Source organism: Streptomyces lasiicapitis, assembly GCF_014646335.1.
Lineage (GTDB): Bacteria > Actinomycetota > Actinomycetes > Streptomycetales > Streptomycetaceae > Streptomyces > Streptomyces lasiicapitis.
In genome coordinates, this window is record NZ_BMNG01000008.1 from 250,608 (window position 1) to 264,970 (window position 14,363).

The 14,363-nt window shown below is 72.6% G+C and carries 14 protein-coding genes; 6 read left to right on the top strand and 8 right to left on the bottom strand.

The genetic code is table 11. The features are described 5' to 3' along the window. Nucleotides 1-7 precede the first annotated feature (7 nt). Together IEY91_RS19595 and IEY91_RS19600 are read right to left on the bottom strand one after the other, a co-directional pair. Nucleotides 8-478 carry a cupin domain-containing protein gene (locus tag IEY91_RS19595; protein WP_189174990.1) on the bottom strand — a complete coding sequence of 157 codons (471 nt, stop codon included), beginning with the start codon at nucleotides 476-478 and terminating at the stop codon, nucleotides 8-10. A gap of 114 nt (nucleotides 479-592) precedes the next feature. Next, nucleotides 593-1,693, bottom strand: coding sequence for a citrate synthase 2 (locus IEY91_RS19600; RefSeq protein ID WP_189174991.1), 1,101 nt, complete (start codon nucleotides 1,691-1,693; stop codon nucleotides 593-595). Nucleotides 1,694-2,074: 381 nt separating this feature from the next. Between IEY91_RS19600 and pdxH the strand changes: the two genes are divergently transcribed. After that, nucleotides 2,075-2,722 carry a pyridoxamine 5'-phosphate oxidase gene (pdxH, locus tag IEY91_RS19605; protein WP_164323758.1) on the top strand — a complete coding sequence of 216 codons (648 nt, stop codon included), beginning with the start codon at nucleotides 2,075-2,077 and terminating at the stop codon, nucleotides 2,720-2,722. Nucleotides 2,723-2,750: 28 nt separating this feature from the next. Here the strand turns inward: pdxH and IEY91_RS19610 are convergent, their stop codons facing one another. Both IEY91_RS19610 and IEY91_RS19615 read right to left on the bottom strand, forming a co-directional pair. After that, nucleotides 2,751-3,617 carry an alpha/beta fold hydrolase gene (locus IEY91_RS19610; protein ID WP_164323760.1) on the bottom strand — a complete coding sequence of 289 codons (867 nt, stop codon included), beginning with the start codon at nucleotides 3,615-3,617 and terminating at the stop codon, nucleotides 2,751-2,753. Nucleotides 3,618-4,277: 660 nt separating this feature from the next. Continuing rightward, nucleotides 4,278-4,970, bottom strand: a complete 693-nt coding sequence (locus tag IEY91_RS19615; RefSeq protein WP_030361523.1) for an iron-dependent transcriptional repressor DtxR — start codon at nucleotides 4,968-4,970, stop codon at nucleotides 4,278-4,280. A 178-nt stretch (nucleotides 4,971-5,148) separates the two neighbouring features. Here IEY91_RS19615 and IEY91_RS19620 point away from each other — a divergent pair, with 178 nt between their 5' ends. After that, a complete protein-coding gene (locus tag IEY91_RS19620) occupies nucleotides 5,149-5,928 on the top strand; it encodes an SIS domain-containing protein (RefSeq protein ID WP_164323762.1) in 780 nt (259 codons plus the stop codon). A gap of 76 nt (nucleotides 5,929-6,004) precedes the next feature. Here the strand turns inward: IEY91_RS19620 and IEY91_RS19625 are convergent, their stop codons facing one another. Beyond that, the gene (locus IEY91_RS19625; RefSeq protein WP_306309903.1) at nucleotides 6,005-7,378 is read right to left on the bottom strand and encodes a sensor histidine kinase; all 1,374 of its coding nucleotides are present in this window, start codon (nucleotides 7,376-7,378) and stop codon (nucleotides 6,005-6,007) included. Continuing rightward, nucleotides 7,375-8,043, bottom strand: a complete 669-nt coding sequence (locus tag IEY91_RS19630; protein ID WP_164323764.1) for a response regulator transcription factor — start codon at nucleotides 8,041-8,043, stop codon at nucleotides 7,375-7,377. Before IEY91_RS19630 ends, IEY91_RS19625 begins: the two co-directional genes overlap by 4 nt. A gap of 126 nt (nucleotides 8,044-8,169) precedes the next feature. On the opposite strand from IEY91_RS19630, the gene IEY91_RS19635 reads away from it, so the two are divergent. Genes IEY91_RS19635 through IEY91_RS19650 form a run of 4 tightly spaced genes read left to right on the top strand, consistent with a single transcriptional unit; the run spans nucleotide 8,170 to nucleotide 11,769 of the window. Then, a complete protein-coding gene (locus IEY91_RS19635) occupies nucleotides 8,170-8,688 on the top strand; it encodes a hypothetical protein (RefSeq protein WP_189174992.1) in 519 nt (172 codons plus the stop codon). Then, nucleotides 8,685-9,755, top strand: a complete 1,071-nt coding sequence (locus tag IEY91_RS19640) for an efflux RND transporter periplasmic adaptor subunit (protein ID WP_189174993.1) — start codon at nucleotides 8,685-8,687, stop codon at nucleotides 9,753-9,755. Before IEY91_RS19635 ends, IEY91_RS19640 begins: the two co-directional genes overlap by 4 nt. Beyond that, entirely contained in the window at nucleotides 9,752-10,558 is an 807-nt protein-coding gene (locus IEY91_RS19645; RefSeq protein ID WP_229697085.1) for an ABC transporter ATP-binding protein, read from the top strand. The genes IEY91_RS19640 and IEY91_RS19645 overlap by 4 nt, the downstream gene beginning before the upstream one ends. Further along, entirely contained in the window at nucleotides 10,555-11,769 is a 1,215-nt protein-coding gene (locus IEY91_RS19650; RefSeq protein ID WP_189174994.1) for an ABC transporter permease, read from the top strand. The genes IEY91_RS19645 and IEY91_RS19650 overlap by 4 nt, the downstream gene beginning before the upstream one ends. Before the next feature lie 262 nt (nucleotides 11,770-12,031). Here the strand turns inward: IEY91_RS19650 and IEY91_RS19655 are convergent, their stop codons facing one another. After that, nucleotides 12,032-13,402, bottom strand: a complete 1,371-nt coding sequence (locus IEY91_RS19655) for a PAS domain-containing protein (RefSeq protein WP_189174995.1) — start codon at nucleotides 13,400-13,402, stop codon at nucleotides 12,032-12,034. A gap of 146 nt (nucleotides 13,403-13,548) precedes the next feature. Further along, the gene (locus IEY91_RS19660; RefSeq protein ID WP_164323774.1) at nucleotides 13,549-14,310 is read right to left on the bottom strand and encodes a TetR/AcrR family transcriptional regulator; all 762 of its coding nucleotides are present in this window, start codon (nucleotides 14,308-14,310) and stop codon (nucleotides 13,549-13,551) included. Nucleotides 14,311-14,363: the final 53 nt, after the last annotated feature.

Consider the following 14,363-nt stretch of genomic DNA (forward strand, 5'->3'; position numbering starts at 1 on the left):
TCGGGCTCTACTGGAACGGGCAGCCCGGGTTGGGCGCGTCCTGCGACAGGGGCGCGCCGTGCGGCAGGACGTAGAGGACCTCAAGGACGACCGGGCGGGTGCCGAGATTGCGGCCGATGTGGACGTGGTCGGCGCCCGGCGGTTCGTACACGGGGGAGCCGGCCGGGTAGACGCCGTCCGACGCGCAGGTCGCGTCGAAGTGGCTGAGGGTTCCCTGCTTGACCACGGCGTGCAGCGGGCCGTCGTGAAAGTGCCAGCCGGTGGCCTGACCGGGCGGCAGGGTCACGCGGCGCAGGATGTAGTCGGTGTCGCCGACGGTCGTCTGGCGGATCAGTTCGCTGGTGACGCCGGGGCCCGGCGGCGTGGCGTGGGCGGCCGTGGGGGCCGTGAGGGGGACGGCGAGGGCGGCGGTCGCCGCGAGCGCCGTACCGAAACCCGTGATCAGACGTGTACGCGACCGTGCTCGCTGCCACCGCATGGGGAGTGTCTCCTCCGCTGCCGACCGGCGGGCCGGCCCGGGAGCCGGAACCCCCGGGCGCGGGCCGGGGCACCGGTGCCCCGGCCCGGCGCCGCCGCGTCGGCGGTGCGGCGCTCAGCCCGTGAGGTCTCCATACCCCGCGATCTCCTGCGGGCCACGCGCGGCGGGCCCCACATACCGGGCCGACGGCCGCACCAGGCGCCCCGTCCGCTTCTGCTCAAGAATGTGCGCCGACCACCCGGCCGTGCGCGCACACGTGAACATCGACGTGAACATGTGCGCCGGGACCTCGGCGAAGTCGAGCACGATCGCCGCCCAGAACTCGACGTTCGTGGCGAGGACGCGGTCCGGGCGGCGGGCGTGCAGCTCGTCCAGGGCCGCCTTCTCCAGGGCCTCGGCGACCTCGAAGCGGGGCGCGCCCAGCTCGCGGGCGGTGCGGCGCAGGACGCGGGCGCGCGGGTCCTCGGCGCGGTAGACGCGGTGCCCGAAGCCCATCAGGCGCTCGCCCTTGTCCAGGGCCTGCTTGACGTACGCGACGGCGTCACCGGTGCGCTCGATCTCCTCGATCATGCCGAGCACGCGGGAGGGCGCGCCGCCGTGCAGCGGGCCCGACATGGCGCCGACCGCACCCGACAGCGCGGCGGCCACGTCGGCGCCGGTGGAGGCGATGACACGGGCGGTGAACGTGGACGCGTTCATGCCGTGCTCGGCGGCCGACGTCCAGTACGCGTCGACGGCCTGCACGTGCCGCGGATCGGGCTCACCGCGCCAGCGCCGCATGAACCGCTCCACGACCGTCTCGGCCTTGTCGATCTCACGCTGCGGAACCATCGGCAGGCCCTGGCCGCGCGCGGACTGGGCGACGTACGAAAGCGCCATGACGGCGGCGCGCGCGAGGTCGTCGCGGGCCTGGGCCTCGTCGATGTCGAGGAGCGGGCGCAGGCCCCACACGGGGGCGAGCATGGCGAGCGCGGACTGCACGTCGACGCGGATGTCCCCGGAGTGCACGGGGATCGGGAACGGCTCGGCGGGCGGCAGGCCGGGGTCGAAGGCGCCGTCGACGAGCAGGCCCCACACGTTGCCGAAGGAGACGTGGCCGACCAGGTCCTCGATGTCGACGCCCCGATAGCGCAGGGCACCGCCTTCCTTGTCCGGTTCGGCGATCTCCGTCTCGAACGCGACGACTCCTTCAAGTCCGGGTACGAAGTCGGACATCAGGCGGCTCCTCATGATGTGTGCGACACGGTGTGTACGTCGGGATGTGTACGCGATGTGTGCGGGATGTCTGTGACCCGAGGCCTGGGCGCTTGGGTCCGGGGTAACCCGGTGATGCCCCGCGCGGCCGGAGGTCACCCAACCGACACGGCTTCGGAACGATAACCCTTGGTGCCACCCTTGGCGATGGAATGCGGCACCCAGTGCCACACATCACCTCCTGGTGGCGGTGTGCGCCCGCCGACTGCCGCTGTGTGAGGGGGTGTTCGTATACGGCAAGATGACCGCGTGACCGACTTCCGTGCCACTGACTCCGACGCATCTGAAGCATCTGTAGCACCTGAATCATCTGGCGCATCCCACGCCGGTGACCTGGCCGCCATGCGGGCGCACTACGCCGCCGAGGGCATCGCCGAAGCCGACTTTGCCGCCGATCCCGTCGAGCAGTTCGGGCGCTGGTTCGCGCAGGCGGCCGCCGAGGCGGCGGACCCCGCCGGGGTGATCCACGAGCCGAACGCGATGGTCGTGTCGACGGCGGACGCCGACGGGCGGCCGAGCTCCCGCACTGTGCTCCTGAAGGGGTACGACGAGCGGGGCTTCGTCTTCTTCACGAACTACGGGTCCCGCAAGGCGCGCGACATCGACGCGAACCCGCATGTCTCGCTGCTCTTCCCCTGGCATCCGATGCGGCGCCAGGTCATCGTCACCGGTACGGCGGCGCGGACCGGCCGTGACGAGACCGTCCGCTACTTCCGCAGCCGCCCGCACGGGTCCCAGCTCGGTGCCTGGGCCAGCGCGCAGTCCTCCGTGATCGCCTCCCGGGACGAACTCGACGCCGCGTACGCGGAGTTGGCCGCGCGCTACCCGGAGGGCGAGCAGGTCCCGGCCCCGCCGCACTGGGGCGGCTACCGGGTCACCCCGCTGGCCGTCGAGTTCTGGCAGGGGCGCAGCAACCGGCTGCACGACCGGCTCTGCTACGTGCGCGAGGACGCTTCTGGGGGCTGGGAGCTTCGGCGCCTCAGCCCTTGAGGGTGGTTACGACAGCCCTTGAGGGTGGCTACGACCCCGCCAGTACTCCGTCCAGAAACGGCTCGATCGCCTCGCGCCAGCCCTCCGGGCGGTCGTAGTGGACCAGGTGGCCCGCGTCGGCCACCTCCGCGTAGGCGCCGCGGGGAAGGACCCGGACCATTTCCTGGGCCTCGGCCCGGCCCAGCTCGCCGTCGAGGCCGCGGACCACCAGGGCGGGGCACTGGACCTGGACGAGCTCTTCCCAGTGGGCGTCGTACACCCAGGTCTCGCGGGACTTCAGCATCTGGGAGGGGTCGAAGACGGGGCGCCAGCCGTCGGGGCCCTCGGCCATGATCTCGGAGAAGAAGGCGCCCCGTGAGGGGTTGGGGCGCTCCACCCAGGGGTCGTCCTCGCCGAACCACTTCCGTACGTCCGCGAGCGCGGCGAACGGGACCGGCCAGGACTTGAACCAGTTCTCCCACTCCCGCTGGGACGCGGCGCCGAGCGCCGAAGCGCGCATGTCGCAGATGATCAGGCCCCGGACCAGGTCCGGGCGGCGCGCGGCGAGCTGCCAGGCGGTGAGGGCGCCCATGGAGTGCCCGATGAGGACGGCGGGGGCGAGGCCGAGCTGTTCGAGGGCGGCCTCGGCGTCGTCCACGTACGCCTCGCGGTTGAACGGGCCCTCGGCCGGCTTGTCGCTCTGGCCGTGCCCGCGCTGGTCGAGCGCGACGGCGCGATGCCGCTCGGAGAGCCAGCGGGCGGTGCTCGCCCAGTGCGAGGCGCGGCCCATCAGGCCGTGCAGCAACAGCACTCCGCCCGGGGCGGCATCGGCCTCCCTGGATTTGGGCGGGTCGGCATACTCCCAGGCGGCGAGGCTCACGCCGCCCGCGCCGGTCACGTCGATGCGCCGCACCATGGTCCCAGGCACCCCCCTTGAATCCGGTCGGGTTGTTCACTCACGCACCCCGGCACGCTATCGAACCCTCATTCGAAATCGGCCGTCTTGCCGCCAACACCCCTCGTTCGGGTGACCATGCTCAAGGATTGACCGCCGCCGCCGAGGGGAGATCTTCAACGGGAGGCGGGCCGCTCGGGGAAAACGGTCCGAGGGGAATGACCCTGGGAGCTCGGGGCTCCGGGTCAGCACAGGGGAGGACAGGCCCCGGCGCTCAAGGGCGCCGGGGCCCTCTGCTTGCCGGGTGCGCGATGCCGCTGCGGGCAGCGCGTGCGGTGCCTCCGCATACAGGGCGTGCGGCCCGTGCGCGGCGCGCGGCCTGCCACGCCCCGCACGCGTCCGTTCACCAGCCGGGCACATCGTCTGCCCCCTCTCCGGCCCCTGGCCAGGACCCGGGTGAACGCCCGACCAAGTCCTGATGCCGACACGGTCAAGAGTCCTCAGGTCATATGCCTCTCGCGACAGCCTCGCACGCAAAACGTCCCGGCGCTGCGATTCGGCACACTGAATCTTGGGCTCCGGCGGGTCTCGGACTCGCCCCAACTTCCCCTGTCATAACGGCTGTTGACAGCCGAGGCGGAAGCGGGGGCGAGACCGGGACCCGGCCCGGAGCCGATGCCGTCAGCGCTTGGCGACGAACACGTGCGACGCGACGTCCGCCGCCAGCTCGGCGGCCTCGCCGCTGCTGCCCACGAGCACCCCCCCGGCGGACTCCGTGACGCTCACGACCGAGCCGGGCTGCACGCCCGCGCGCCGGAGCGTGTACATCAGCTGGGCGTCCGTCTGGATCGGCTCGCCGATGCGGCGCACCACGACCGTCTTGCCGTCCGTGCCCGGGTCGAGGTCGATCAGGGAGACCATGCCCTCGTCCAGGAACGGATCGGCGCCGTCCTTCTCGCCGAGCTCTTCCAGGCCCGGGATGGGGTTGCCGTACGGCGACTCGGTGGGGTGGCGCAGGAGCTCCAGGACGCGGCGCTCCACCGCCTCGCTCATCACGTGCTCCCAGCGGCAGGCCTCGGCGTGCACCTGCTCCCACTCCAGGCCGATCACGTCGACCAGCAGACATTCGGCGAGGCGGTGCTTGCGCATCACGCGCGTGGCGAGACGGCGGCCCTCCTCGGTCAGTTCCAGGTGCCGGTCGCTGGCGACGGCCACCAGGCCGTCACGCTCCATCCGCGCCACCGTCTGGCTCACCGTCGGTCCGCTCTGGTCGAGCCGCTCGGCGATCCTGGCGCGCATGGGGACGACACCCTCCTCCTCCAGCTCGAGGATGGTGCGCAAATACATCTCAGTGGTGTCAATAAGCCCCGACATGGGTGCCCCTCAGATTTCGCTCGTGCGCTGGCCCTGCCCTCAATTCTGACGCATACCACTGACAACCGGGTTGCGCCGGGAAAAGAGGCGGTCCGAGGCCGTATTGACAGGGCCCTGGTCCAGACCGCACCGTGATCCGCGACACGACGGGACACGGCGGGACGAAGGGGTTTCGCGGATGGGCAACGGACCGGAGAACAGCGGCAGCGGGGACCTGCTCGCCGCGCGCTACCTCGACGCCGCCATCGACCTGCTGCGCCGGGTCCGGGACGAGGAGTCCGCGGACATCACGGCCGCCGGCGAGCTGATCGCCGACGCCGTCGCCGCCGACGGCCGGCTCTTCGCCTTCGGCGCGGGCCACTCCTCGCTTGCCGCCCAGGACGTCGTCTACCGCGCGGGCGGCCTCGCCCTGATGAACCTGCTGTCCGTGCCCGGCGTCGTCGGCGTCGACGTGATGCCCGCGACGCTCGGCTCCGCCCTGGAGCGTGTCGACGGGCTCGCGGGCGCCGTCCTCGACTCCAGCCCGGTCCGGCCCGGCGACGTCCTGGTGATCATCTCCCTCTCCGGGCGGAACTCGCTGCCCGTCGAGATGGCCATGAACGCCCGCGCGCTCGGCCTGAAGGTCATCGGTGTGACCTCGGTGGCGTACGCGACCGAGACGAAGTCGCGGCATGTCTCGGGGACCTTCCTCAAGGACCACTGCGATCTTGTCCTCGATTCCAAGATCGCAGTGGGGGACGCGGAGCTCGCCCTCGACTCCGTGGACGCGCCCTTCGGGCCCGCTTCCACGATGGTCGCCAGTGCGCTCATGCAGGCCATGATGGCCACGGCTGCGGCCGCTCTGGCCGCGCGGGGTATCCAGCCGCCTCTGCTGCGCTCGGGCAACGTGGACGGCGGCCATGACTGGAACGGGCGGGTTTTCTCTGAGTACGGGGATCGGATTTTTTACCGGCACTGAACGCTCCGCTGGTCGGGCGGTGTTTTACCTGCGGGCCGGTGGGGGTTTGTCGCGCCCGCGCGGCGGAGCCGCATATTCAGCACAGCCCCGCGCCCCTAAAAACCCCGGCACCGTTGATCGGGAAGCGGACCGTTACCTGTAGGCCGCCGCCTGGGCCGTTCGCCGTTGCCTCCGCTGTGCCGCCGTGTGCCCTTGCTATCGCCGCCACTATCGACAGGCCCAGGCCTGCGCCCTCGCCGCGCGCGTGGGTGCGGGGGCGCAGGCGGTGGAACGGTTCGAAGAGTTGGGTGACGGTGGCGGGTGGGATGGCGGGGCCGGTGTTCGTGACGGTGAGCGCGTCGGGTGTCGTGGTCAGCTCGATGTGGCCGCCGGGGACGTTGTGGCGTACGGCGTTGGCGATCAGGTTGTGCACGAGGTGTTCGAGCAGGACGCCGTCGCCCCGGACGGTGAGCGGGGCGGCGCGCACATGGACCGTGACGGCGCGTCGGTCCGCCTCCTCCGCCAGCGCGGCGACCACCTCGCGGGCCGTGATGTCCAGGGCCACGGGCTCTTGCGCCGGCCCGCCCGCTGAGCCCTGCTCGGTGGTCGCGAGCAGCAGCAATCCCTCGATGAGGCGTTCGCTGTCGTCGGCCACGGAGATCAGCTTCGTACGGATGCGGGCGACGTGCTCGGGCGGTGGGTCCCCTGCGAGTCCGATCTCGGCGGCGGCCCGCTGCACCGCCAGCGGCGTACGCAGCTCGTGTGCCGCGTTGGCCGCGAACCGCTGCTGCGCGCCGACGAGGCGCTCGATGCGGTCGAGCATGGCGTCGAAGGTGTCGGCGAGCTGCTTGAGCTCGCCCGGGGGCGCGTCCAGGGCGATGCGTTCGTGGAGGTTGGAGCCGGACAGGCGGCGCGCGCTTTCGGTGATCACGGCTACGGGGCGGAGCACGCGGCCCGCCATCCACCAGGCCAGGGCGATGGAAAGCACGGTGTACGCGGCCAGGACGATCACGGACACCGAGAGCAGCCGGCCGAGCGCGGCCTCCCTGGCGGCGTCGCTGACCCGGGTCACCGCCTGCGCGGGCACCGTGTCGGCGGGCAGCATGGGATACGTGGGCAGTGCCCGCCCCGCCACCGGCTGGAGCGCCCACGGCGGCCCGAGGCCGTCCTGGTCGACCCGGTTCCCGGGCACCGCCGTGGTCACCGCCGTACTGATCGACGAGTACAGGCCCTGCCGCACGAGGACGTACACCACACCCGTGAGCAGCGCCCCGGCCAGGACGAGCAGGACGCCGTAGAGCGCGGTGAGCCGGACCCGCTCGCCGCGCACGCCGAGGCCGCGGGGCGCGCCGGGCCGACGGGGGGCGCCCGGTGCGCGGAGGGCGCCGAGCACGCGGAGGCGGTGGCGGCGGTGGCCGCCGGGCAGGCGTGGCACGGCGGACGCGTCCGCGCCCGGAGCGGCGGACCTCACAGCGACACCCCCGAGATCCGGTAGCCCGCCCCCGGCACCGTCTCCACCACCGCGGGCTCCCCGAGCTTCGCGCGGAGCTTGGAGAGCGTGACGCGGACGGCGTTGGTGCGGTAGCTGGTGTCCTCCTCCCAGACCTGTTCGATCAGGTCATCGCCGCTGACGACCGCGCCGTCGGCGCGCAGCAGCGCCTCCAGGACGGCGAATTCCTTGCGGGACAGCGACAGGTGGCGGCCGTCGCGGCTGGCCTGGCGGCGTGCGGTGTCCAGGACGACGCCCGCCCGCTCGATGACCGGCGGCAGCGCGGGCCGGGCGCGCCGCCCGAGGGCGAGGACGCGGGCGAGCAGCTCGTCGTACGCGAAGGGCTTGGTCAGGTAGTCGTCGGCGCCGAGGCCCAGGCCCGCGACCCGGTCGCGCACCGTGCCCGCCGCCGTGAGCATCAGGACGCGGGTGAGCAGGCGCTGGCGTACGACACGGCGGCACACCTCGTCGCCGTGCACACCCGGCAGGTCCCGGTCGAGGACGAGGACGTCGTACTCGCCGAGCTGGAGTTTGCGCAGCGCGGTGAGGCCGTCCGCGGCCACGTCGACCGCGAGCGCGTCGCGGCGCAGCCCGACGGCGATCATCTCGGCCAGGAATTCCTCGTCCTCCACCAGCAGTACGCGCATGCCGCCCTGTGTACCGGAGGGGCACCTTTCGCCGGTGTAAAGGTTTGCCGTGAGAGAGACGAAACCCCGCTTCCCGTGAACCTGGGCCGCGACACCACCGGACACCACCGGACACCAGGGGAAGCCATGACCTCACGTACGCGCATCACCACACGTACTCGTACGCACACGCGATCTGCCGGGCTCGCCGCCGCGGCCGCCGCCCTCGCGCTGTTCGCGACCGCCTGCTCCGGCGGTGACGACGGCGGCGACGGCGGCAAGAAGGACACCGGCGGCAAGGAGAACGCCGCCGACAAGGCCTTCAAGGAGCGCGAGTGCCTGCGCAAGCACGGCCTGAAGGTGCCCGAGCCGAAGTCGGGCCAGGACGGCAACGGCCTCACCATCGGCGGGGACCTCAGCAAGGAGAAGATGCAGAAGGCCCTCAAGGAGTGCACCGGCAAAGGGCCGGGGTCGGCGGGCGGCGGGATCTCGCAGGCCGACAAGGACAAGATGCTGAAGTACGCGCAGTGCATGCGCAAGAACGGCTACAACATGCCGGACCCGAAGTTCGAGGAGGGCATGGCGCAGGCCATGCCCGCGCCCAAGGGCGCCGAGATGAAGAAGATGGAGAAGGCCGCCAAGGCGTGCAAGGGCATCGTCGGATGAGGCGGCGCACGGCAGTCGTCTCCACGGTGGTCGCGTTCCTCGCGGTCACCGGCGCCGGTGTCGCCGTCACCGGGTTCGGCGGATCCGGCGGCGACGACGGCGGACCGGCGCGCGACGCCGACCTGCCGCCCGCCACCGCGGCCGTCGAGCGCGGCGACCTCAGCAGCGGCACCCAGCTCGACGGCACCCTCGGCTACGCCAAGGAACGCAAGGTCAACGCGGGCGGCGCGGGCATCCTCACCTGGTCGCCCGCCGCGGGCGACACCGTGCGGCGCGACCAGCGTCTTTACGAGGTCAACGGCGTCCCGGTGCGCCTGATGTACGGCACCCAGCCCATGTACCGCGACCTCAAGACCGGCGCGGAGGGCGAGGACGTACGGCAGTTGGAGCTGAACCTCCAGGCCCTCGGGTACGCGGCCGGGCTCGACATCGACGACACGTACACCGCGGGCACGGCCGCCGCCGTCAAGCGCTGGCAGAAGGCGCACGACCGGCGGCAGACGGGCCGGGTCGGGCCCGGCGACATCGCCTTCTCGCCGGCCTCGGTGCGCGTGAAGTCCGCGGACACGGCGGTCGGCGACCAGGTGTCGTCCGGCAGGCCGGTGCTCACGACCACCGCTTCCGAGCGGGTCGTACGTTTCCAACTCGACGTGTCCGAGGGCAAGTTGGCGAAGGTCGGCACGAAGGTCGAGGTGGCGCTGCCGGACGGGTCCTCGGCGTCCGGGCGGGTGGCCTCCGTCGGGCGGACCGCGAAGCCCGGCGACGACCCGTCCGACAAGACCCCGAAGATCCCGGTCACGGTGTCCTTCGACGATCCCTCCGACGTGGGCGGCTTCGACCAGTCCCCGGTCACCGTGAACCTCACCGGTGAGACCCGCGAGGACGTCCTCTCGGTGCCGGTCAACGCGCTGCTCGCGCTGCCCGGCGGCGGCTACGGCGTGCAGGTCGTCGCGGACGGCCGAGCGCGGCAGGTCAAGGTGAAGCTCGGCATGTTCGGCTCGGGGCGCGTGGAGGTCAGCGGTCCGGGGCTGCGGGCGGGGACGAAGGTCGGGGTGCCGAAGCTATGAGTACGCAGCCAGAGGCCCCGGTCGTGGGCTTCGGTGCCGAAGACGTGGCCGCGGGCCCCGGCCTCGGACCCCACGCCCGCGCCGTCGTCCGCCTCGCCGGTGTCACCAAGGAGTACCCGGGCGGTGTCGCCGCCCTGCGCGGAGTCGACCTCGACGTCGGTGAGGGCGAACTCCTCGCCATCGTCGGCCCGTCAGGCTCCGGCAAGTCCACGCTCCTGCACATCGTCGGCACCCTCGACCGGCCCACCGCGGGCACGGTCGAGATCGCCGGGCACGACGTGGCCGCGCTGTCCGACCGCAGCCTGTCCGCGCTGCGGGCGAGCCGCATCGGCTTCGTCTTCCAGGCCTTCCACCTCGTCCCCGGCGTCAGCGCCCGCGACAACGTGGCCGAGGGCCTGCTCTACTCCGGCCTGCCGCGCGCCGCGCGCAGGGCCCGCGCCGCCGAGGCCCTGGACCGCGTCGGCCTCGCCGACCGCATGCGGCACCGGCCGCACGAGCTGTCCGGCGGCCAGAAGCAGCGGGTCGCCATCGCCCGTGCGGTCGTCGGCGAACCGGACCTGCTGCTCGCCGACGAACCCACCGGAGCCCTCGACTCCGCCTCCGGCGAGGCGGTCCTCGAACTCCTCCACGGCCTCAACTCCGAGGGCGCGACGATCGCCGTCATCACCCACGACGCGCAGATCGCGGAGCGGCTGCCGCGGCAGGTGCGGATCCGCGACGGGCGCGTGGTCGAGGACGTCCGGGCGGTCGGGGACGTTCGGGCGGTCGAGGACGTACGAACGCCGGGAGCCGTGGCGCGATGACCGGTACCGGTAACCGTAGGAACCGGCTGCGTGCCGCCCGGCTGAGCCCCCGCGACGTCGCCCACGTCGGCGCGTCCGGGCTGCGCAGCCGCCCCATGCGGGTGGTCCTCTCCGCCCTCGGCATCGCGATCGGCATCGCCACGATGGTCGCGGTGGTCGGCGTCTCGGCCTCCAGCAAGGCCCAACTCCTCCAGCGCCTGGACAGGTTGGGCACGAACATGCTGGTGGCGGCACCCGGCGACCCGCTGTTCTCCGGGGAGGAACTGAAGCTGCCGAGGGACGCGGTGGGCCGGGTGTCCCGGATCGCGGGGGTCGAGAGCGCCGGTGCCACCGGCGACATCGACCGCACCGTGCGGCGCAGCGAGAAGATCCCCGAGGGCGAGACGGGCGGCATCTCCGTCAAGGCGGCCACGGAGGGCCTGTTGGAGGTGCTGCGCGGGCGGACGGCGAGCGGTACGTGGTTCAACGCGGCCAACGCCCGCTATCCGTCGGTCGTGCTCGGCCATGTCGCCGCCAAGCGCCTCGGCATCACCTCGCCCGGCCAGCAGGTGTGGATGGACGACCGGTACTTCACGGTCATCGGCATCCTCGCCCCGCTGCCGCTCGCGCCCGACGTGGAGCGCTCGGCGCTCACGGGCTGGTCGGCGTCGAAGTCGCTGCTCGGCTTCGACGGGCATCCGACGTCGGTGTACGAGCGGTCGGCGGACGCGGCGGTCCATGACGTGCGCAAGCTGCTCGGCCCGTCGATCTCGCCGGAGAGTCCGCGCGACGTGAAGGTCACCGATCCGTCGGCGGCGCTTCAGGCCAAGGCGGACACGGAGGGCGCGTTCTCGACGCTGCTCCTCGGTCTTGGCGGCATCGCCCTCCTGGTCGGTGGGGTCGGCGTGGCCAACACCATGATCATCTCGGTTCTGGAGCGGCGCTACGAGATCGGTCTCCGCCGCTCGTTGGGTGCTACCCGGGGGCAGATCCGCATTCAGTTCGTGACCGAGTCGCTGATGCTGTCCGGCTTGGGCGGTCTGGCGGGGGTCGCGCTCGGGGCGGCGGCGACGGCCGCGTACGCGGCGTCCGGGGGGCTGCCCTGGGTGGTTCCGCTGTGGTCGGTCACGGCGGGGTTCGGTGCGACCTTGGCGATCGGTACGGTGGCGGGGTTGTACCCGGCGGTGCGGGCGGCGAGGTTGTCGCCGACGTTGGCGTTGCATGCGGCGTAGATGGGCCCGGCTGGGAGCTCCCCAGTCCCGCCCCTTCCCGAAACTGGGGCTCCGCCCCAGACCCCGTATCGGCCTGAACGGCCTCGTCCTCAAACGCCGGACGGGCTGAAACACCCCAGCCGCACCGGCAAGACATGGCCGCGCCGGCTAGGTATAGCCCGTCCGGCGTTTGAGGACGAGCCGCGAAGCGGCGATCAGCGGGGGTCCGGGGGGCGGAGCCCCCGGTTCGGGAAGGGGCGGGACTGGGGCGCCCCGCGAAGGCCTAACCCCCCACCCCCGCCAAATCCAACGCAGCCGCAACCCGCGCGGCCACACTCTCCGCGTACGAGGCGTCCGCACGCTCGAACTGGGTCCGGGAAGCCCCCCGCAGAAACGTGACCACCCCCAACGTCCGCCCCCTGCTGCGCAGCACCGCGCACAGCGCGTGGACGGAGGACTCCGGCCACTGCCGGGCAAGGGCCCACTCACGGGCCCGGTCGGCCGTGGCGAGCCCCGCGCTCGCGCGGACCGAGCCGACGCGTTCGACGCACTGGGGGGCCGGGTGACCTTCCATGTACCGCACGGGCAGGCGGGCCCGCCCCGCGGGCTGGCAGGGCCCGGGGGCGCCGGCGGGGGTGACGGCGGTGCGGACGAGCCGGGTGTCGGGCTCCTCGCCGACGAGCACGTCGATCAGGGCGTGGTCGGCGAACCCGGCGAGGGCGAAGTCGAGCTGGACGGTGGCCGCCTCCATGGGGTCCTCGCACTCGGCGGCGGCACGGGCCGCGCGGTGCAACTGCTGGGACCGGAAGCGGAGTTGCGCCGCTTCCTGCTCGGTCTGCTTGGCCTCCGTGACGTCCAGGAAGAGCCAGCCGACGCCGAGCGGAACCGGTTCCTCGGCGAGCGGCGAGCCGAGCCGCAGGAACCCGCTGCGCCAGCAGCGCCGCTCGGGCTCGCCGCCGCCGGTGTCGCCGCGCACGGCCACCCACATCTCGGCGGGCGCGGGCGGCGCGCCCTCGGCGAGGACATGCGTGAGCGCGCTCTCCAGCTCCTCGACGCCCTGGGAGAGCACCTCTCCGAGCGGCCGCCCGAGCAGTGCCGTGCGCCCCATCTTCAGGGCGCGCGCGGCGTGTTCGTTGACCACGGCGGGCCGCAGGTCGGCGTCCACGAGGACCACTCCCCAGGACGCGTTCTCGAACAGCGCCTCGCTCAAGGCGATGGACCGCTCCAGGTCGATCTGGGCGTGCACCTCGCTGAAGGCGCAGTAGACCCCGCTGGGCTTGCCGTCGCCGTCGCGGACGGGGGCGGACTGGGTCCGTACGAGCACCCGGCCGCCGTCCTTCGTCACGAGGGCGAACTCGTCGACGCGGCGCCCCGGCGCGTGCATCGCGGAAAGCAGCCGCCCCCCGACGTCCTCGGCGTCGGCGGAGCGCACCGCCCAGCCCGCGAACCCGGGCCGCCCGACCGCCTCGTCGGCCGACCAGCCGAGGATCCGCTCGGCCTCGCGGTTCCAGTGCGTCACGACCCCGTCGGCGTCGAACGCGCACAACGCGGCGTCCATCCCGTCGAGCAGCGCCGCGAGCAACTCGGCGCCGCCGGGCTCGGGTTCTCCGGGGCCCAGTTCGTCGGTGGTTCCGCTCTGTCGGGAAGCACTCACCCGGACCCCCCTGCAGGCCGTGTTCTCGTCGTCAGATCATTCAACTTGAACGTGACCCAGCCCACAGTAAGTTCCCGGAAGTCGAGGCAAATCATTTCGAAGATCATCGCAAGCGGGCAGGACCGCGCATCCCGAGGAGCATCTGCTCAAGTTCCCGTCTCGCGACTGCTCTCCACGAACGTGCTGACCCCGTCGAGGACCCGCTGCAGGCCGAATTCGAAGTCGGTGCGCTGCTCGGTGGGGCCGAGCTCCTCCCACATCGCGGTGAGCGCCGGATAGCGCTCGAAGTCGACGAACTCCTCCAGGAGCGGGTCGTACCGCTCCCACCACTGCGCGGCGCTGAGGCCCGTGCGTCGCTCGAGCAGGGCGACGCCGGTCAGCGAGGTGGCCGCGCCGTGCACGTAGTCGTCGACGAGGTTGATCACGGCGAGCTGCTGCTCGACGGAGAGGCCGAGCCCGCCGACGGTGGTGAGCCGGGCCTCGAGGCCGGCCAGCACGTTCGGGCCGAGCGGCGGGCGCCCCATGCTGACCTCGAGCACCCAGGGGTGGCGGTGGTAGATCCGCCAGCTCGTCCTGGCGTGCCGTTCGAGCCCGGCCCGCCAGTGCTCCCCGGGCGGGCCGGGCTCGGCGGACGGCTCGGCGACCCGGTCCACCATCAGGTCGACCAGCTCGTCCTTGCTCGGCACATAGGAGTACAGGGACATGGCGGTGACCCCGAACGACTCGGCCACCCGCCGCATCGTCAGGGACTCCAGGCCGTGCTCGTCGGCGAGCTCGACCGCCCGGCTCACCACGCGCTGCACGCTCAGACCGCGTTTCGGGCCGCGCCGGGGCCGCGGCTCGGCGCCCCAGAGCAGTTCGAGCGCGCGCCGGGCGTCCCCGCTGCCCCCTGTGTGCTGTGCGGTCATCCTTCTCCTCCGGTCCGGCCTTCCGGTGATACGGGTGGAAACACTGTACGTGC

What these genes read in the sequence shown, in the direction of transcription:
- IEY91_RS19615 (WP_030361523.1), bottom strand. Translation starts at nt 4,970, where the DNA reads ATGTCGGGGCTTATTGACACCACTGAGATGTATTTGCGCACCATCCTC.
- IEY91_RS19635 (WP_189174992.1), top strand. Translation starts at nt 8,170, where the DNA reads ATGACCTCACGTACGCGCATCACCACACGTACTCGTACGCACACGCGA.
- IEY91_RS19640 (WP_189174993.1), top strand. Translation starts at nt 8,685, where the DNA reads ATGAGGCGGCGCACGGCAGTCGTCTCCACGGTGGTCGCGTTCCTCGCG.
- IEY91_RS19645 (WP_229697085.1), top strand. Translation starts at nt 9,752, where the DNA reads ATGAGTACGCAGCCAGAGGCCCCGGTCGTGGGCTTCGGTGCCGAAGAC.
- IEY91_RS19620 (WP_164323762.1), top strand. Translation starts at nt 5,149, where the DNA reads ATGGGCAACGGACCGGAGAACAGCGGCAGCGGGGACCTGCTCGCCGCG.
- IEY91_RS19610 (WP_164323760.1), bottom strand. Translation starts at nt 3,617, where the DNA reads ATGGTGCGGCGCATCGACGTGACCGGCGCGGGCGGCGTGAGCCTCGCC.
- IEY91_RS19660 (WP_164323774.1), bottom strand. Translation starts at nt 14,310, where the DNA reads ATGACCGCACAGCACACAGGGGGCAGCGGGGACGCCCGGCGCGCGCTC.
- IEY91_RS19630 (WP_164323764.1), bottom strand. Translation starts at nt 8,043, where the DNA reads ATGCGCGTACTGCTGGTGGAGGACGAGGAATTCCTGGCCGAGATGATC.
- IEY91_RS19650 (WP_189174994.1), top strand. Translation starts at nt 10,555, where the DNA reads ATGACCGGTACCGGTAACCGTAGGAACCGGCTGCGTGCCGCCCGGCTG.
- IEY91_RS19600 (WP_189174991.1), bottom strand. Translation starts at nt 1,693, where the DNA reads ATGTCCGACTTCGTACCCGGACTTGAAGGAGTCGTCGCGTTCGAGACG.
- IEY91_RS19595 (WP_189174990.1), bottom strand. Translation starts at nt 478, where the DNA reads ATGCGGTGGCAGCGAGCACGGTCGCGTACACGTCTGATCACGGGTTTC.
- pdxH (WP_164323758.1), top strand. Translation starts at nt 2,075, where the DNA reads ATGCGGGCGCACTACGCCGCCGAGGGCATCGCCGAAGCCGACTTTGCC.